At 71.3% G+C, this 18,205-nt stretch carries 12 protein-coding genes; 10 read left to right on the forward strand and 2 right to left on the reverse strand.

Going from position 1 to position 18,205, the window contains the following annotated elements; genetic code table 11:
- Positions 1–86 precede the first annotated feature (86 nt).
- The 8 genes from VQ03_RS05955 (at position 87) to VQ03_RS05990 (ending at position 9,566) form a co-directional block, all read left to right on the forward strand.
- A complete protein-coding gene (locus tag VQ03_RS05955) occupies positions 87–1,352 on the forward strand; it encodes an HlyD family secretion protein (protein ID WP_048449946.1) in 1,266 nt (421 codons plus the stop codon).
- A gap of 344 nt (positions 1,353–1,696) precedes the next feature.
- Positions 1,697–3,259 carry a DHA2 family efflux MFS transporter permease subunit gene (locus tag VQ03_RS05960; protein WP_048449947.1) on the forward strand — a complete coding sequence of 521 codons (1,563 nt, stop codon included), beginning with the start codon at positions 1,697–1,699 and terminating at the stop codon, positions 3,257–3,259.
- 371 nt (positions 3,260–3,630) lie between these two features.
- Entirely contained in the window at positions 3,631–4,725 is a 1,095-nt protein-coding gene (locus VQ03_RS05965) for an ABC transporter ATP-binding protein (RefSeq protein WP_245291982.1), read from the forward strand.
- The gene (locus VQ03_RS05970) at positions 4,722–5,633 is read left to right on the forward strand and encodes an ABC transporter permease (protein ID WP_048449949.1); all 912 of its coding nucleotides are present in this window, start codon (positions 4,722–4,724) and stop codon (positions 5,631–5,633) included. The genes VQ03_RS05965 and VQ03_RS05970 overlap by 4 nt, the downstream gene beginning before the upstream one ends.
- Position 5,634: 1 nt before the next feature.
- Positions 5,635–6,414 carry an ABC transporter permease gene (locus tag VQ03_RS05975; RefSeq protein WP_048449950.1) on the forward strand — a complete coding sequence of 260 codons (780 nt, stop codon included), beginning with the start codon at positions 5,635–5,637 and terminating at the stop codon, positions 6,412–6,414.
- 99 nt (positions 6,415–6,513) lie between these two features.
- Entirely contained in the window at positions 6,514–6,771 is a 258-nt protein-coding gene (locus tag VQ03_RS05980; protein WP_048449965.1) for a type II toxin-antitoxin system Phd/YefM family antitoxin, read from the forward strand.
- Positions 6,772–6,870: 99 nt separating this feature from the next.
- Positions 6,871–7,965 (forward strand): pyrimidine utilization protein A, encoded by a 1,095-nt coding sequence (gene rutA / locus VQ03_RS05985; RefSeq protein WP_048449951.1) that lies wholly within the window; start codon positions 6,871–6,873, stop codon positions 7,963–7,965.
- Complete coding sequence (locus VQ03_RS05990; protein ID WP_053078422.1) at positions 7,962–9,566, forward strand: amidase; 1,605 nt, start codon at positions 7,962–7,964, stop codon at positions 9,564–9,566. The genes rutA and VQ03_RS05990 overlap by 4 nt, the downstream gene beginning before the upstream one ends.
- A 704-nt stretch (positions 9,567–10,270) precedes the next feature.
- Here the strand turns inward: VQ03_RS05990 and VQ03_RS05995 are convergent.
- Positions 10,271–14,578, reverse strand: coding sequence for a translocation/assembly module TamB domain-containing protein (locus VQ03_RS05995; RefSeq protein WP_053078423.1), 4,308 nt, complete (start codon positions 14,576–14,578; stop codon positions 10,271–10,273).
- Between the two features lie 9 nt (positions 14,579–14,587).
- Positions 14,588–16,498 carry an autotransporter assembly complex protein TamA gene (locus VQ03_RS06000; RefSeq protein WP_157063975.1) on the reverse strand — a complete coding sequence of 637 codons (1,911 nt, stop codon included), beginning with the start codon at positions 16,496–16,498 and terminating at the stop codon, positions 14,588–14,590.
- A gap of 497 nt (positions 16,499–16,995) precedes the next feature.
- On the opposite strand from VQ03_RS06000, the gene VQ03_RS06005 reads away from it, so the two are divergent.
- Positions 16,996–17,892, forward strand: coding sequence for a histone deacetylase family protein (locus VQ03_RS06005; RefSeq protein WP_048449953.1), 897 nt, complete (start codon positions 16,996–16,998; stop codon positions 17,890–17,892).
- A gap of 78 nt (positions 17,893–17,970) precedes the next feature.
- Complete coding sequence (locus VQ03_RS06010; protein WP_048449954.1) at positions 17,971–18,120, forward strand: hypothetical protein; 150 nt, start codon at positions 17,971–17,973, stop codon at positions 18,118–18,120.
- The last annotated feature ends 85 nt before the right edge of the window (positions 18,121–18,205 follow it).

Below are 18,205 nucleotides of genomic sequence, written 5' to 3' on the forward strand. Positions count from 1 at the left end.
GTCAACGTAGTATCGTGGTCGTTCGAGAGCCGTCAACCGCTTCGGGGGATGGCGCCGGGGCGATCCCCGAGGACGGGTGACAGACGATGGCGTTCCGAGACGATTACGCGCAGGGCCGGCCGGCCGGCGAGACGGCCGCCGAGACGGCCCCGGCGATCAAGACGGCACCGGCGATCGAGAAGGCGGCACCCCAGGCGGCTGCGACCGCACCGGCCGCCGCTGCGCCCGTGAAGCGCAAGCGCCCGTTGCGCCGCCTGGTCCTGCTCGCGCTCGTCGCCGGCGGCGGCGCCTACGGCGCCTATGCGGGCCACGAATGGTGGACGACCGGCCGCTTCTTCGTCACGACCGACGACGCCTACGTCCAGGCCGACATCTCGACGCTGGCCGCCAAGGTCTCCGGCTATCTCGAGGCGGTGCCGGTGGTGAACGGCCAGTCGGTCAGGGCCGGCGACGTCATCGCGCGGATCGAGGACGGCGATTACCGCCTCGCGCTGAAGGCCGCCGAGGACAAGCTGGCGACGCAAGGCAGCGTCATCGCCCGCATCGCCCGGCAGGCCGAGGCCGCCCGCGCCCAGGTGCTCCAGGGCCAGGCCCAGATCGACGCCGCCAAGGCCGACCAGGTCCGGGCAGCGGCCGATTACCAGCGCCAGCAGCAACTCGCGCAATCCGAGTTCGCCGCCCGCGCGCGCCTGGAGCAGTCGCGGGCCGACCGCGACCGCTCGGACGCCACCGTGAAGGGGGCCGAGGCCAACCTGATCGCCTTGAAGGCCAACGTCGCGGTGCTGGAGGCGCAGACCAGGGAGGCCGAGAGCCTGGCCGCCGAACTGCGCACCGCGGTGGAGCGGGCGAAGCGCGACCTGTCCTTCACCGTGCTGCGGGCGCCCTTCGACGGGGTGATCGGCAACAAGGCGACGGAAGCGGGGGCGTATGTGGCGCCGGGCTCGCGGATCGCCGCGCTCGTGCCGCTCCAGAGCGCCCGGGTCGATGCCAACTTCAAGGAGACCCAGCTCGGCCGGGTCCGGGTCGGCCAGCCGGTCCATATCCGGGTCGATGCCTGGCCCGACCGCGACATCGTCGGCACCGTCGAGAGCCTGTCGCCGGCCTCCGGCTCGGTGTTCAGCCTGCTGCCGCCGGACAACGCGACCGGCAACTTCACCAAGATCGTCCAGCGCCTGCCCGTCCGGGTGCGGGTGCCGGAGGCGGTCGCCCGCGAGGGCCTGCTGCGGCCGGGCCTCTCGGTGGTGGTGCGGGTCGATACCCGCGGCCTCGACGAGACCAGGCCGCCGGCCCCGATCGAGCCGCATCAGGCGGTGTCGGAGGGGAAGGCGGCTTTGCGCACGGCGGGGCGGTGAGCCAGGAAAGACACGCATAGCGCGGGATCCCCTCTCCCGGCGATGCCGGGCGTGCCAGAGATCCTTGCCAGAGATCCTTGCCAGAGATCCTTGCCAGAGATCCTTGCCAGAGATCCTTGCCCGGTATCGCTGCAAGATGTGGGAGAGGGGTGAGGGTGGCTCGGCATCAGGATAGACTGCCGAGCGTCGAGCTGCGCAGATCAACTGTTCAGAATCATTGCGGAACCCGAGCCACCCTCACCTCCGACCCCTCTCCCGCACGGGAGAGGGGGGAGACGTGTCTTACATTTTTAGGTTGAGTCAAACGGACTCTCCTCAATCTACAATCCAGCAGGCTTTACGACATGGCCGCGACCCCCGCGCCCGCCGACGCGCCGATCGACCGCCGCCGCATGGTGGCGTTCATCTGCATGGTGTTCGGGATGTTCATGGCGATCCTGGACATCCAGATCGTCTCGGCCTCCCTCGCCGAGATCCAGGCCGGCCTCTCGGCCTCGGCCGACGAGATCCCGTGGGTGCAGACGAGCTACCTCATCGCCGAGGTGATCTCGATCCCGCTCTCCGGCACCTTGTCGCGGGTGCTCTCGACCCGCTGGATGTTCGTGATCTCGGCCGGCGGCTTCACCCTGATGAGCCTGATGTGCGCCACCTCGTCGACGATCGGCGAGATGATCGTCTGGCGCGCCCTGCAAGGCTTCATCGGCGGCGGCATGATCCCGACGGTGTTCGCCTCCGCCTTCACCATCTTCCCGGCGTCGAAGCGCAGCATCGTCTCGCCGATGATCGGTCTCGTCGCGACGCTCGCCCCCACCATCGGGCCGACCGTCGGCGGCTACCTCACCGACCTGTTCAACTGGCACTGGCTGTTCCTCATCAACATCGTGCCGGGCATCTTCGTCACCGTCTCGACCTACCTGCTGGTCGATTTCGACAAGCCGAACCTCGACCTGCTCAAGCGCTTCGACTGGGCCGGCCTCGGCCTGATGGCGGCGTTCCTCGGTTGCCTCGAATACGTGCTGGAGGAGGGCCCGACCCACGACTGGTTCCAGGAGGAGGCGATCTTCGTCGCGGCCATCGTCTGCGGCGTCGCCTGCATCGGCTTCTTCTGGCGGGCGCTCACCGCCGAGCAGCCGATCGTGGACCTGCGCGCCTTCTCCGACCGCAACTTCGCCGCCGGCTGCCTGTTCAGCTTCGTCATGGGCATCGGCCTCTACGGCCTGACCTACCTGTATCCGGTCTATCTCGGCCGGGTGCGCGGCTACTCGGCGCTCCAGATCGGCGAGACGATGTTCGTCTCAGGCCTGTGCATGTTCGCCACCGCTCCCATCGCCGGGCGCCTCTCGGCCAAGGTCGATCCGCGGATCATGATGGCGATCGGGTTCACGGGGTTCGCCGCCGGCACCTGGATCGTCACCGGCATCACCAAGGACTGGGACTTTTACGAGTTGCTGTGGCCGCAGATTTTGCGCGGCTGCTCGCTGATGCTGTGCATGATCCCGATCAACAACATCGCGCTCGGCACCCTGCCGCCGGCCCGGATGAAGAACGCGTCGGGCCTCTACAACCTCACCCGCAACCTCGGCGGCGCGGTCGGGCTGGCCCTCATCAACACCGCGCTCAACGACCGCTGGGACCTGCACCTCGCCCGCCTGCACGAGCGCTTCACCTGGACCAACCCGATGGTGCTGGAACGCCTCGACAGCATGGCCAAGGGCTTTGCGGGGCTTGCCGGCAACCCGGACGCCATGGCGCTGAAGGCGATGATGAACACCGTCAGGATGCAGGGGCTCCTGATGAGCTTCTCCGACGTGTTCCTGATGCTGACGGTGCTGTTCGTGCTGATGGCCTGCGCCACGCCGATGATCCGCCGGCCGCGCCCGGGCGGGGCGGGAGCAGATGCGCATTGAGGGCGGTGGCGCCCGCCGGAGAGAAAAGCGCCTCCCCCCGGACGGAGGGAGGCGCCAAGTCTGTGACACGTCTCGGGAGGAGATGCGGATGCCGTCCGGGTCGAGGACGCAGCGAACGGAATCAACGCGTGTCATCGTGGACAATACACGTGATCGGCGATAGCTTACAAGACCCTGCGTCATCGACGTTGGTACAATGACGACTTGCGGGCGAACAGGTCACCTTCGTTAAGATAATTGTCCTGATCGCGATCCGGCCCCGGCCGGGCCGGCTTCGCCCGGCGCGCAGCCCCGCCCCGGAGAGGCCCTTCCCGAGGGTGGCCTTCCCGGGCTAGATGTCGGGCTCTCCCCGCCCGCGCCGCCCGGACGACTTGACGACACCTGCCCCCTCCACGACCTCGCCCGCCACCGGCCGCCTCCGCTTCGAGGCGGTGTCGAAGCGCTTCGGCTCCCATCTCGCGGTCGACGGCGTCGACCTCGACCTTGAGCCCGGGGCGGTCTTCTGCCTGCTCGGGCCGTCCGGCTGCGGCAAGTCCACGCTGCTGCGCATGATCGCGGGCTTCGAGGAGCCGAGCGCCGGCACGATCCTCCTCGACGGGCAGAACCTCGCCGGGGTGCCGCCGCACCGCCGGCCGGTCAACATGATGTTCCAGTCCTACGCCCTGTTCCCGCACCGGGACGTGGCGGGGAACGTCGCCTACGGGCTGGAGCGGGAGGGCCTGCGCAAACCCGAGATCGCCGCCCGGGTCGCCGAGATGCTGCGCCTGGTCCAGCTCGACCCCTTGGGCAACCACCGGCCCGACCAGCTCTCCGGCGGCCAGCGCCAGCGGGTGGCGCTGGCCCGGGCGCTCGCCAAGAGACCCCGGGTGCTGCTGCTCGACGAGCCGCTCGGCGCCCTCGACCGTGCCTTGCGGGAGGAGACGCAAGCCGAGTTGCGGGCCTTGCAGCGCCGGCTCGGTACCACCTTCATGGTCGTCACCCACGACCCCGCCGAGGCGATGGTGCTCGCCGACCGCATCGGCGTGATGGCGGCGGGCCGGCTGGTCCAGGTCGGGCCGGCGGCCGAGCTCTACGAGCGCCCGGCCACCCGCTACGTCGCGGGATTGCTCGGCGACGTGAACCTGATCGAGGGCCGGCTCGGGGAGGGTGGTGCCGGAGCCATGCGGAGCCTCGACACGCCGCTCGGCCTTCTGAAGGCTCTCGACCATCACGGCGCCGGTCCTGCCGGGGCAGCCGGCCTCCTCGCCCTGCGGCCCGAGCGCCTGACCCTCGCCGGGGAAGGCCTGCCGGGCACGCTCCTCGACGCGACCTATCTCGGGGAAAAAATCCTCTACCGGGTCGGGATGGCGGATGGGCGGAGCTTACGCGCCGCTGGCGCCCCCGGGGCGGGCCCGGCCGTCGGCACTCCGGTGCATCTCGCCTTCGCGCCAGAGGCCGCCTCGCTGCTGCCGGCGGCTTCCGCATGAGGGCGCCGTCTCGCGAAGCCCTGCGGTCCCTACGCCTGCCGGCGGTCCCGCTCCTCTGGCTCGTCGCCTTCTTCGGCCTGCCGTTCCTGGTCGTCGTCAAGATCAGCCTGTCGGACCCGGCGACGGCCCTGCCGCCCTATACCCCGGTGCTCGACTGGGATGCCGGGCTCGCTGCTTGGGCCGACGTGCTCGCCGCCCTCGATTTCGAGAATTATCGCACGCTGATCGCCGACCCGCTCTATCTTGAGGCGGGCCTGACCTCGCTCGCGGTGGCGCTCGGCGCCACCGTGCTCCTGATCCTCGTCGGGTACCCGATCGCCTACGCCATGGCGCGGGCGCCGAAGGCCTGGCAGCCGCTCCTCGTCGCCCTGATGGTGATCCCGTTCTGGACCAGCTTCCTGATCCGGGTCTATGCCTGGATCGCGATCCTCAAGGCCGACGGGCTCCTCAACCAGGCGCTGATGGCGCTCGGACTGATTGCAAGACCGATCGAGATCCTCAACACCCCGGCGGCGGTGATGATCGGGGTGGTCTATGCCTATCTACCGTTCATGGTGCTGCCGCTCTACGCGGTGCTCGAGCGGCTCGACCGCGGCCTCATCGAGGCCGCCCGCGACCTCGGGGCGAGCCGGCTCGCCGCCTTCCGCACCGTGACCCTGCCCCTGTCGTGGCCCGGCCTCGTCGCCGGGGCGCTCCTGTGCTTCATCCCGATCACCGGCGAGTTCATCATCCCGGATCTGCTCGGCGGGCCGGACACGCTGATGCTCGGACGGGTTTTGTGGAGCGAGTTCTTCTCCAACCGCGACTGGCCGCTCGCCTCCGCCGTGGCGGTGGTGCTGCTCGTCATCGTCGCCGGCCCGGTGGTGCTCTTCCGCGAGGCCGAGGCCCGCCGGCTGGGGCGGCGTTGAGATGCACCGGGCCCATCCGCTCGCCTGGGCCGCCTTGGGGCTTGGTCTGGCCTTCCTGTACGGGCCGATCCTGCTGCTCGTCGTCTACTCGTTCAATGCCTCCCGCCTCGTCACGGTCTGGGCCGGGTTCTCGACCCGCTGGTATGCCGGCCTCCTCGACAACGGCCCGCTGGTCGAGTCCGCCCTCGTCACCCTGAAGGTCGCCTTCGCGTCGGCGAGCCTCGCGACCGTTCTCGGCACCCTGGCGGCGCTGGCGCTCGACGGGCGCCGCCGCTTTCCCGGCCGGCCGCTCCTCACCGGGCTCGTCTACGCCCCGATGGTGATGCCGGAGGTGATCACCGGCCTGTCGCTGCTGCTGCTCTTCGTCGGCATCGGTATCCCGCGCGGCTTCTGGACCATCGTGATCGCGCACGCGACCTTCACGCTCTGCTTCGTCGCCGTCGTGGTCCAGGCCCGCCTGCGCCATCTCGACCGCTCGCTGATCGAGGCCGCGGCCGATCTGGGTGCCGCGCCCGTCACGGTGTTCCGCACCGTGACCCTGCCGCTGATCGCGCCGGCGGTGATCGCCGGCTTCCTCCTGGCCTTCACCCTGTCGATGGACGACCTCGTGATCGCGAGCTTCGTCTCGGGGCCGGGCGCCACCACCCTGCCGATGCGCCTCTACAGCCAGGTCCGCCTCGGCGTGACCCCGGAGATCAACGCGATCTCGACGTTGCTGATCGGGGCGGTGAGCCTGGCGGTGCTGGGGGCGTCGGTGCTGACGGCGCGGCGGGGGCGTTAGCTCGACAATGGCACCGACCGCCGGGTCATGGCAGCAGGCCTGTTGAACGAGGCCCTGGCGCGGCATACCCTCTTATCCGAATCGGGCCGGAATGACGTCATGAAGGTCTCCGTTGCGGAAGCGGACGGACGATTGGCCGACCTCGTGCGGCGTGCAGAAACCGGAGACGAGGTCATTCTCACCCGCCAGGGTCGCGCCGCCGTGCGGCTGGTGCCGGTGACGGCACCGCAATCCGTGGCGGAGCGGGAGCGGATCATCATGGCGGTCCGGGAAGCCGGCCGCGCCAAGGCAACTCCGGGACCGTCGGCCGCCCGGAGCCAGGATTTTCTGTACGACGCGGAGGGTCTGCCGCGGTGATCGTGGTGAACGCGCCGAACCCGGCCTGAAACGGCCCCGATCCTGCAACGCCCCGTCCGGCAGGCCCTTGGCCGCCCACCGGAACCCGGAGCTTCGCGCATGGATGTCGGCGTGTTCATCCCGATCGGCAACAACGGCTGGCTGATCTCGGAAGCGGCCCCGCAATACAAGCCGAGCTTTTCCCTCAACAAGGCGATCGTGCAGAAGGCTGAAACGCACGGGCTCGATTTCGCTCTCTCGATGATCAAGCTGCACGGCTTCGGCGGCAAGACCGAGTTCTGGGACTACAACCTCGAATCCTTCACCCTGATGGCGGGCCTCGCGGCGGTGACCGAGCGGATCACGCTCTTCGCCTCGACCGCGGTGCTGACCCTGCCGCCGGCCCTCGTCGCCCGCATGGCGACCACGATCGATTCGATCGCCCCCGGCCGGTTCGGGGTGAACATCGTCTCCGGCTGGCAGAAGGCCGAGTATGCGCAGATGGGCCTGTGGCCCGGCGACGATTATTTCGGGTACCGCTACGATTACTCGACCGAATACGTCCGGGTGATGAAGGAACTGTGGGAGACCGGATCCTCCGACTTCCAGGGCGAGCATTTCCGGATGGAGGGCTGCATGATGAAGCCGGCGCCGTCGGGCCCGATCCCGATCGTCGCCGCCGGCCAGAGCGGGCGCGGCATGGAGTTCGCCGCCACTTACGCCGACTACAACTTCGTCCTCGGCGCCGGCCTCAACACGCCGACGGCCTGCGCGCCGACCTGCGCCCGGCTGATCGAGGCCACGTCGAAGACCGGACGCGATGTCGGCTCCTACGTGCTGATGATGGTGATCGCCGACGAGACCGACGCGGCAGCGGAAGCGCGCTGGATGGCCTACCGCCAGGGTGCCGACGTGGCGGCCCTGGCCTGGATGCTCGACCAGAGCACGCAGGACAAGAACGCCTCGGCGGATTCCACCGCGACCTGGATGAACCTCCCCGAGGGGGCGGTGAACTTCAACATGGGCACGCTGGTCGGCTCCTACGCCAAGGTGGCGCGGATGCTCGACGAGGCGGCCCTGGTCCCGGGGGTGAAGGGCATCATGCTGACCTTCGACGACTTCCTCGCAGGCCTCGACACCTTCGGCACCCGGATCCAGCCGCTGATGGCCTGCCGGCAGGATCGCCTGCACGATCGCCGGGAGGTCGCCGCGTGAGCGTCTCCGACGCGCTCATCGCCCGCACCATCCTGGCCGGCACGGTGGCGGAGGCCACCCCGGCCCGGGACCTGCCCTCGGCCTGGGAGAGGGACGCGCCGGAGCCGGGGGAGGCCGAGCGGCGCCTGCGGGAGGTGGCGAACGCGACCGGGAAGGCGGTGCCCCTCGCGCCGCCCCTGCCGCCCGTCGAGGACGGGCCGCTCCACGCGCTCGGGATCGGGGCGCTCCAAGCCGCCTACGCGGCGGGCGCGACCGATCCGGTCGCCGTCGTCGCGGCCTTGACGGGACGCATCGCGGGCCATCCGTCGGGGCGTGATGCGGTGCTGGCCCTGGTGCCGGGCGCGGAAGCGGCGGCCGAGGAGAGCGCCCGGCGGATCGGCACCCGGCGCGCCCGCCCCCTCGAAGGCGTGCCCTTCGGCATCAAGGACATCATCGATTGCGCCGGGGCGCCCGTGACCTGCGGCTCGCGCCTCACCGGCGACCGGGTGGCCGAGGCCGACGCGACCGTGGTGGCGCGCCTGCGGGCGGCCGGCGCGATTCCCCTGGCGATGCTCGCCACCACCGAATTCGCCTGCGGCTCGGCCCACAATCCGCGCTATGGCGCCGTCGCCAACCCGTGGAACCGGGCGCGCTGGACCGGCGGCTCCTCCACCGGATCCGGCGCGGCCTTGGCCGCCCGGCTGATGCCGCTGGCGCTCGGCACCGATACCGGCGGCTCGATCCGGGTGCCCTCGGCCTGGTGCGGCGTCACCGGCCTCAAGCCGACCCGCGGGCTGGTGCCCCGGACCGGCGTCGCGCCCCTGTCCTGGACCCTCGACCATGTCGGCCCGATGGCCCGCTCGGCCGCGGACCTCGCCCGGGTGATGCCCTGGATCGCCGGTCCCGACGGCACCGACCCCCACGCCGCCGGCCGCTACGACGCGACCCGGGCGAGGGGTGTGTCGGACTTGCGGGTCGGCGTGGCGGAGGGCTGGTTCACGGCGATGCAGGACGATGCGGTGCTCGCCGCCTGGCAGGCGATGCTCACGCTGCTGGAGCGCCAGGGCGCCCGGCTGGTGCCGGTCGATCTCGGGCCGGTCGCGACCGCGCACCAGGACGGCTACACGATCGTGATGGCGGAACTCGCCGCGCTCCAGGAACCCGACCTCGACCGCGCCGCCGCCCTCGATCCCGGCACCCGCGCCCGGATGGATCAGGGCCGCCTCTTCTCCGCCACCGACTACCTGCGCGCCTTACGCCGCCGGCCCGTCGTGCTGGCGCAGGTCCTCGACGCGCTGGCAGATGTGGACGTGCTGGTGACCCCGGGCCTCGGCGGCGAAGCGGCCTCGCTCGACAGCCTCACGGTGGAGGTGAACGGCGAGGCCCACCCGCTCCAGGCGGTGCTGCCGCGCAACACCATGCTGTTCGACTATACCGGCCTGCCCGCCCTGATGCTGCCGACCGGCCTCGGCCGCACGGGCCTGCCGGTCGCCGCGCAGGTGGTGGGGAAGCCCTACGACGATGCGTTGTGCCTGGGCGTAGGGGCGGCATTCCAGCGGGAGACGGAGTACCACCTGAGGGCGCCGCGAGAGAAGCGACCCCCGACCCCGGGACAATCCTAGCGACACCACTTTCTAACTTGTAAAAAATATTACAGACCGCCGCGCAACGTCTTCTCATTTTTATCAGGGCAAAAATATGCATCCAAACCCCCTTCTATCCTTACGGAAGTGCGAAAGGGTACGTTCAATTCACATATGCAATAATTACAAATCCACTTCGTTTCAGCTTAGGTGACGACACCGGTTTCTATATGTCGTTTCATATGCTGGTGGGATTTACCCTAGAACAATATCTAAAATCTGCACTTATGTCGTGCGGCTGCAGCGAAATAGAACTAAAAAGCCAGATATTCGCCATAACATAGATAAATTAGTCGATAAATGCGTCGCAAGTGGATTCGATCATAGCGGCGCCAAATATCCCGTAGGAATTCCTTCTGAGCATCATAAGGAATACGGATTTCGATACATAAAGCCCGGCAATGAATATGACAAGACCGATCCGTCTCAGGTTTTTTCAGCTCTCTCAGATCTAGATAGAACCATAGATACAAACATTGGAGCGAGCGCCTCAAAAGGGTTGAAAGCCGATGGTGAATGAAAACGGCCTTCACACATAGCAGTTTGACGCCTGTGAAGGCGGATCAACGACTTGTCATGAAATATAGATTTTTAAAAATTTTAAATCAATAATTAAAATAAATTTATGATTTTATTGCGCTACGATCCTTGCCGGGATTTATCAATCTCGACCGGGGTAAATACTAATACTCCCACTCCGCCCCCACCCCGACAGCCGTGCGCCCATCCGCCCCGGCCTCGCCCTGGACCTTGATCCGCCCGGTCACGTCGTAGGTGATGGTCGCCGCGCTGTCCTCCGGCCGCGCCCCCGCACGCACCCCGACATTCACCCGCTCGCCGAGCGCCCGCGACAGGCCGACCGCCGCGCCGCCCTTCGCGCCGGCCTGGATGTCGAGGCTGTCGAGGCCGAGGCCCTTGCGGGCGCTCTCGAACACGTCGGGCCCGCCGGCCCCGCCGGAGAGCTGGGCCACGGCCTGCGCCAGCTGCAAGGCCTGGAACGGCGACAGGCCGCCGGAGGCCTTCTTGAACAGGAGGCGCGACAGGACCTCGTCCTGCGGCAGCGGCGGCTCGGAGGAGAGGGCGAAGTCGGGCTGGTTGGCCGGGCCGGTGACGGCGATCTTCGCCGTGACGTCGCCGGCCTGGGACTGGGCCTGGAAGTCGAGGTCCGGCGCCGTCAGGTCGCCCGCGAAGGTCAGGCGGCCGCGGGTGAAGTCGAGGCGCTGTCCGGCGATCTGGATCCGGCCGCGGCGCATCGCGAAGGCGCCGTTCGCCACCGGCGCCGCCGAGGTGCCGGTGAGGCGTAAAGCCCCGCCGAGCTCGGCGTCGATGCCGCGGCCGCGCACGGTGATCCGGCCGGGGGCGTTCACCGCGAGGTCGAGGGTGGCGAGGAAGGGCGGCGCCTTGCGGCCGCGCCGCGAAGCCGCCTCGCGCCTCGACCGCGCGGCGAGGCGAGCCTGCGTCTGCGGCGGCGCGTTGACGTGGCGGATGCCGGGGAGCGGCTGCACCGTGGCGGGCAGGCGGTCGGGCACCGAGACGTCGAGGGAGACCAGGTCGACCTGGCCGGTCACCCGCGGGGTGCGGGCCAGCGGCCCGGTGAGCGACAGGTTCAGGCCGGTGATCAGCGTCATCAGCGGGCTCGAGACCAGCTCGGCCCGGTCGGCCCGGAGGGTCAGGTTGCCCGGGAAGCCCGCCGCCGGCTCGACGGCGACGCGGCCTTGCGCCTGGAGGGTGCCGCCGTTGCGGGTGGCGGCGGTCAGGCGCTCGATCACGATCGTGTCGCCGCGGCCGGTCACCCGGCCCTGGATGTCGGTGAGGCGCACGCCGTTCAGCGGGTCGGTGAAGCTGCCGCCGGTGAGGACCGCCGCGCCGTCGATCTTCGGGGCCTGGAACGTGCCGGCGACGCCCGCATCGAGGGCGACCCGGCCGGTCAGGCGCTGGCCGCCCGCCGCCAGCAGCGTGTTGGCGAGCGCCGCGTCGAGGGTGCCGCGGGCGCGCAGCGAGAGGGCGCCGCCGGCCTCGACCGGCAGCGAGCCGGACAGGGCGAGCTGGACGCCGCGGCCGGCCGTCACCGTGCCGTCGAGGCCGGCGCGGCCGTCATCGATCCGGCCCGAGGCCCGGGCGTCGATCGGCGGCAGGCCGGCGGAGCGGGTCTCGGGCGTCACGAGGCGCGACAGGCTCAGCGAATAGCGCCCCTCCGGGCTCGCGGCCGGGCCGGCGAGCACGGCCTCGCCGTCGAGGGTGCCGGAGAGGGTCAGGCTCGGGGAGGCGATGCGGGCCATCGCGAGCGGCAGGCTCTTGAGGCCGAGCCGCAGGTCGAGGCTCCGGCCGATCGTGCCGTCGAGGCTGGCCCGTCCCGAGCCGGCCGTGACGGCGAGGCCCGCCACCGTCACGCCGGCCTCGCGGAACGTGATCGTCGCCGGCCCGGCGAGCGCCAGCCGGTCCGCCCCGCGCACCGCGCTGAGGCGGGCGAGGTCGAGGCGCGGCTGCGCGGCCGGCACCAGTCGGGCGGCGCCGTCGAGGGCGAAGCCCCGGGCCCGGGCCTGGAGCACGAGGTCGCTGCCGTCCGGCGCCGGCCTGGCGTCGAGGCGGATCGCCTCGATCGTCTCGGAGGCGGCGACGAGCCTTTCGGCGTTGAGCCGGCCGGAGACCCGGGGGCTCGCCCGGAGGTCGGTGCCGCCCAGGTCGGCGTCGAGGCGCGAGAGCGCCATGCCGGCCCCGCGCACGCCGTCGCCGGTCGCCCGCACCCGCGCATCCTGCCGGCCGCCGGCGCGGGACAGGGTGATGGCGGCGTCGAGGCGGCCCTGGAGGCGGGTGAGCGCCAGGGCCGAGAGGTCGTCGAGGTCGCCGGCCTTGAGCGACACCTCGCCCTCGGCGAGGCGCGACGCCGGATCGAAGGCGCCGCGGCCCGTCAGCGCCACCGAGCCGAGCGTGACGGCGAGGCGGTCGAGCAGCCAGTCGGCGTCGCGGCGGGCGAGGTGGAGGTCGCCGGCGAGCGGCTTGCCGTCGACCCGGCCGGACAGGGCGAGCGTCCCGTCGAGGGCGCCGGTGGCGTCGGTGATGACCGCCCGGCCGGCGAGGTCGCGGATCGGCCGGCCCAGGGCGCGGGCCTCCGGCGCCGCCAGGGTGAGGGCGAGGTCCGGACGCTCCAGCGAGCCGGTGAGGCGGGCCTCCAGCCCGGCCCGGCCGGCGAGCTCGGGGTCGAGGGTGGCGAGGTCGGCCAGGTCGATCCGGCCGGTCATGTCGGCCTTCGCCTCGGTGGCGCGGCCGTCGATCGTCGCCGTGACGGCAGCCCCGCTCAGGCGCGCGGCCTGGACGGCGTAGCCGTCGGGCAGGCGGGTCAGGCGGCCGGAGAAGCGCGGCTCGCGGCCGAGCGTCCGGTCGAGGGCGGGGGTGCCGAGAAAGAGCTTGTCGGTATCCGCCTCGACGTCGGCGGTGATTCCGGCCCGGCCGGGATCGCCGGAGAGCAGGGCCTTGAGCGCGACGCGGCCGCCGAGCGGCCGGCCGGCGGCGAGGGAGAAGGCGGCGAGGTCGGGCAGGTCCGCCCGGAGCGTGCCCGCCACCACGTCGCGGCCGACCCGGCCGGCATAGCGGGCGCTGGCGGTCGGCGCCTCCAGGCTCGCCGTCTCGAGGTCGGCGACGCCGTTCGGGTCGATGCGGCCGGCGAGGCGGAAGGCGGCCTTCGGGCCGATCGCCCGGCGCAGGGCCGGGTCGGCAAGGTGGAGGCCGTCCACGTCGGCATTCGCCGCGAGGCGGAAGGATTGGCCTTCGGGTGCGCGCGGCAGCGGCTCGGCGACGAGGTCGGCGCTCGCCCGGCCGAGGCGGCTGCCCGCCGCCGAGAGGCCGGCGGCCCGCAGGGTCCCGCGAACCGCCGGGGCGTCGAGGGGGCCTTTGAGGCTCGCATCGAGCACCAGGGCTTCGAGGGTGGCGTCGCCGGCCTTGGTGACGCCGCCCTCGGTCGGCAGCGCCCGCGCCTGGAGGGTCAGGTCGGCGTTGCGTGCCGCGTCGACGCCGCCCTCGAGGGCGAGGCGCGCCGTGCGGGAGGTGAGCTCGAACCGGTCGACCCGCACGGCACCGTCATCGACGAAGCGCAAGGACCCGTCGAGGCGGGTGGTGCCGGCGAAGACCGCGGCGAGCGGCCCGGGCATCAGGCCTTCGACCTGGGAGGCGAGGTCGAGCCCCATGCGGCGCTCGGGCCCGGCCCGGTCGATGCGGGCCTTGCCCTGGGCGCCGATGCCCTCGCCGGCCCGGAAGTCCAGGGTGGCGTTCCAGGCATCCAGCGTGCCGCGCCCGTCGAGGTCGAGGGTGACCGGCGGCAGGCCGGGCAGGTTCATCAGCCGTGCCGCGAGGCCGCCGGCCGGCTCGTCATGGGCGAGCTTCACCTCCAGGCGGCCGCTCTCCGGCGCGTAGGCGAGCTTGATCGTGACCGTGCCGGGCTTGTCGAGCCGGCGCAGGCCGACGCCGAGATCGAGGCCCTCGCGCGGATCGCCGAGGGTGGCCTGGCCGGCCCCGGCGATGCGGGCGGCCTCGCCGATCACCGGCTCGCCGAGGGCGAGGTCGGAGAGCGCGAAGGCCTTGACCACCACCTTGACCGGCAAATCGGGCAGCAGCGCCTCCTTGTCCTGGGAGGGCGGGCTGGCGGAGGGCAGGGGCCGGCGCAAGACCTCCAGGCGCCCGATCTCCAGCCGGTCGATCTCGAGGCGGCGCGACAGCAGCGCGGTACGGCGCCAGATCAGCCGCGCCTGGTCGAGGCGCAGCCAGACCCCGTTGCGGTCGGCGATGGCGACGTCGCGGATCGTGGCGTCCGAGGAGAGCGCCCCGTCGACGGCACCGATCGAGACCCGCGAGGTCGGGGTCGAGAGGGCGCGGGACAGGAGGTCGCCGAGGATCGTGGTCTCGCCCTCCGCGGCCTCGCCGGTGGCGGCGTGGCCGAGCCAGGCCAGCCCCAGAAGGGCGACGGCGAAGGCGGCGGTGAGGAGGCGCGAGGCCCGCATCTGCATCATTCAGAAGGCCTGACCGAGGCTGATGTAGAGGGCGACCGGCGGCTGCTTGAGCTGCTTGTCGGGGTTCAGCGGCACCGCGAGATCGACCCGGATCGGGCCGATGCCGGTGTAGTAGCGAAGGCCTAAGCCCGCCGCGACGCGGATGCGCTCGTCGAAATCGGGCAGGGTGCCGGCGAAGGCCGTGCCGGCATCGACGAAGGGCACGATGCCGATCGTGTCGGTGATCTTGATCCGGCCCTCGATCGAGCCCTCGAGCAGCGAGCGGCCGCCGATCGGCAGCTGGTAGGGGCCGATCGGCCCGACCGTGCGGTAGGAATAGCCGCGGATCGAGCCGCCGCCGCCGGCGAAGAAGCGCAAGGAGGCCGGGATGTCGGCGAGGTTCGCGCCGCTGATCGAGCCGAAGCCGAGGCGCGCGGCCAGGATGTAGCGGCCATCCTCGTCGAAGGCGTAGTAGGTCGAGCCCTGCGCCTTGGCCAGCAGCAGGTCCGGGCTGTTGCCCAAGCCCGCATAGGGCGTGAGCGAGGCGGTGACGCGAAAGCCCTTCGTCGGGTCGAGCAGGCTGTCGGTCGAATCGTAGGTGACGCCGGCATTGAGGCCGAGCAACCCGTAATCGACCCGGCCGAGGGCATCGCGGTCCGAGCCGACCCGGCCGTCGAGGCCGACTTGCGCCGAGAAGGCGTCGGCGAAGCGGCGGCGGATCGCGACCGTGCCGCCGGTGGCGTCGCTGAGATAGGATTGCTGCACCTCGCGGCCGATGAAGGCGCTGGCGACGAGGTCGTTGCGGGTACCGAACAGGGCCGGCTTCACGAAGGTGGCGGAGAGCCGGCCGCCGAGCCCGTTGGTCTCGATGCCGGCGAGCCGCCGGCGGCGGGCATAATAGTCGGTGCCCAGCCCGAGATAGGACAGGTCGGCGTCGATCCGCAGGGTCTCGCCGCCGCCGAACAGGTTGCGGTCGGCCCAATAGGCCCGCACGCCCGGCCCGTCGACGGTGGAGTAGCGGGCGGAGACGCCGACGATGTGCGGCGCGCGCTCGGTCACGTCGACGAAGACCGGCAGGGTGCCGTCGGGATCGAGCGCCGTGCCCTCCCGCACCCGCACGCCGCCGAGCGCCTCGATGCGCGAGACCGAGCGGCGGATGTCGGACAAGGCCTGCGGCGAGTAGGGATCGCCCGGCTCGGCATAGATGAAGGAGCGCACCACCGCCGGGTCGATATTCTGCGTGCCCCGCACCGCGATGGCGCCAATGGCCGCCTTCGGCCCCGGATCGACCACGAAGGTCACGTCCATGGCGCGGGCGGCGTGATCCACCACCGGCTCGCGCCGCAGCACCTTGGCGAAGGGATGGCCCTCGCGGCGCAGCTGGTCGATCAGCGCCGCCTCGCGGGCGAGCACCGCGGCGGAGCGGGCCGGCACGTCGTCGCCGAGGCGGGTGAGGCGGGCGGGCAGAATCTCGGGCGGGAACGGCCGGCCCGAGGGATCGAGGACCGCGATGCTCCGCAGGTGGTAGAGCGGGCCCTGGTCGATGGAGATGCGCAAAGCCACCAGGGTGCGGTTGCGGGCGGCCTCGGCGGCGCGCATGGCGGCGCGCGCCGCGGCATCGCCGCCCAGCACCACGTCCTCGATGCGGAAGGAGACCGTCCCGGCATAGTAGCCGAAGCCCCAGAGCGCATCGACGAGGCGGGGCGCGTCGGCCTCGGCCCGGCGCAGCAGGCCCTCGCCGTCCGGCGGCGCGTCGTTGCGCAGGCGGTAGAGGCTCGACGTGTCCTGGAGCGCGCGGAGCAGATCCTCGTCCTCGACGCCCTGGAAGCGGACCGCGTAGGGCAGGGCGGTCGGGCTCGGGGCCGGCGGCGCCTCCTCGGAGGCGAACAGGCCGAACAGGTCGAAGGCACGCGCCGGCTCCGTCACCCCCATGCCGAGGGCGAGGCCGAGCCCGAGCGCCCCTGCCGTTCCCGCTGACGGACGCGCCCTCTGCGCGCCGCGATGGTCGACCCGATCCCGCATGCCCCCGGCCGTGCTGCAAGGCAACGCCCAACACGGCGCTGCCGGATACTCACCTCACGCCAGCGGCGTGCCTCGTCTCCACCGGTCGGCGGATCTCACGGATGCCGGTTCATGCCCCGCGACGACCGACCCCATCATGGGACATCTTACCCAAGGGTCGGGGGAATTCGTGTCCAAACCGTGTCCGCGGACAGGTCCGGTCCCAGGGCAAGCTAGAGCATAAGCCGGCGGAAAGGGAACCTTGACCGGCCGGACAGGCCTGTTGAACCGGTGCGGGACGGCGCGCTAACCCTCTGGCATCCGGGACAGGATCACGGCTGCCCGCGGCGCGCGGTCGCGCCTGCCCGGGGGCGGACCGGCGCGTTGTGCGTGTTCGTGTTGTCCCCGTTTCTCACAGGGTCTCGCCCATGGTCCCGGTCATGTTCCATCCGGCCTACGAAGCCGTGCTGCCGGAAGGCCACCGCTTCCCGATGGGCAAGTACGGGCGGCTCGCCGCAGCGATCGAGGCGCGGGGGCTCGTGCCCGACGGCTTCGTGACGCCGGAGCCCGCGAGCCCGGAGCTGATCCGCCTCGCGCATGACGCGCGCTACGTCGAGCAGGTCGTCACCGCCACGGTGCCGCGGGCGATCGAGCGGGCGATCGGCCTGCCGGTCGACGAGGGGGTGGCGCGCCGCTCCCTCGCCTCGGCCGGCGGCACGCTGCTGGCGGCGCGGCTGGCGCTCCAGGGCGGGCTCGCCGGCAGCACGGCGGGCGGCAGCCATCACGGAAGGCGGGACGGAGGCAGGGGCTTCTGCGTCTTCAACGACGTCGCGGTGGCGGCCCTGGTGCTGAAGCGCGAGGGCACGATCCGCCGGGCGCTCGTCATCGATCTCGACGTGCACCAGGGCGACGGCACCGCCGACTGCCTGCGGGACGAGCCCGACCTGTTCACCTTCTCGATGCATGCCGAGAAGAACTATCCCACCGACAAGGTGCCGGGGGATCTCGATATCGGCCTGCCCGACGGGCTCGCCGACGACGATTACCTGACCGCCCTCTCCCTGCACGTGCCGCGCCTGCTCGACGCGCAGCGCCCGGACCTCGTGTTCTACAATGCCGGCGTCGATCCCCACCGCGACGACCGCCTCGGCCGCCTCGCCCTCACCGATGACGGCCTGCGCCGGCGCGACACCTACGTGATCGGCGAGGCGCGCCGGCGCGGCATCCCGCTCGCCGCGGTGATCGGCGGCGGCTACGCGACCGACGTCGAGGCCCTGGCGGCCCGCCACGCCCTGGTCTTCGAGGCGATGGCGGAGCGGGCGTGACGCGGGTCCGGAACGGCTCAGGCTGTTCGGCCGTTGATCCCGCGAGATGCCCCGCCACCGCAGAACTCGGAGGATACGATGAGCCTCATCGGCCGGATCGTCACCAAGATCCTGGGGAACGACGATCCCCGCACCCGCCCCGACGGCCGCCCCTACGACGACCGGATCACCCACAACGATTCCGGCAACCTCGTCGGCCGCCTCGTCACCAAGATCCTGCGTCGCTGACGCCACGGCCCCGCGCGTCCGACACGACGCCCCCGCCTTTCCCCGGCGGGGGCGTCGCCGTTTAATACCGCCGCGCTTAAGCGTT

Origin of the sequence: Methylobacterium tarhaniae, from assembly GCF_001043955.1 — a bacterium.
Classification (GTDB): domain Bacteria; phylum Pseudomonadota; class Alphaproteobacteria; order Rhizobiales; family Beijerinckiaceae; genus Methylobacterium; species Methylobacterium tarhaniae.

Bases quoted from the DNA above. Each gene is read 5' to 3' on its own strand.
- VQ03_RS05970 (WP_048449949.1), top strand. From the start codon at position 4,722: ATGAGGGCGCCGTCTCGCGAAGCCCTGCGGTCCCTACGCCTGCCGGCG.
- VQ03_RS06005 (WP_048449953.1), top strand. From the start codon at position 16,996: ATGGTCCCGGTCATGTTCCATCCGGCCTACGAAGCCGTGCTGCCGGAA.
- VQ03_RS06010 (WP_048449954.1), top strand. From the start codon at position 17,971: ATGAGCCTCATCGGCCGGATCGTCACCAAGATCCTGGGGAACGACGAT.
- VQ03_RS05995 (WP_053078423.1), bottom strand. From the start codon at position 14,578: ATGCGGGCCTCGCGCCTCCTCACCGCCGCCTTCGCCGTCGCCCTTCTG.
- VQ03_RS06000 (WP_157063975.1), bottom strand. From the start codon at position 16,498: ATGGGGGTGACGGAGCCGGCGCGTGCCTTCGACCTGTTCGGCCTGTTC.
- VQ03_RS05980 (WP_048449965.1), top strand. From the start codon at position 6,514: ATGAAGGTCTCCGTTGCGGAAGCGGACGGACGATTGGCCGACCTCGTG.
- VQ03_RS05955 (WP_048449946.1), top strand. From the start codon at position 87: ATGGCGTTCCGAGACGATTACGCGCAGGGCCGGCCGGCCGGCGAGACG.
- rutA (WP_048449951.1), top strand. From the start codon at position 6,871: ATGGATGTCGGCGTGTTCATCCCGATCGGCAACAACGGCTGGCTGATC.
- VQ03_RS05960 (WP_048449947.1), top strand. From the start codon at position 1,697: ATGGCCGCGACCCCCGCGCCCGCCGACGCGCCGATCGACCGCCGCCGC.
- VQ03_RS05975 (WP_048449950.1), top strand. From the start codon at position 5,635: ATGCACCGGGCCCATCCGCTCGCCTGGGCCGCCTTGGGGCTTGGTCTG.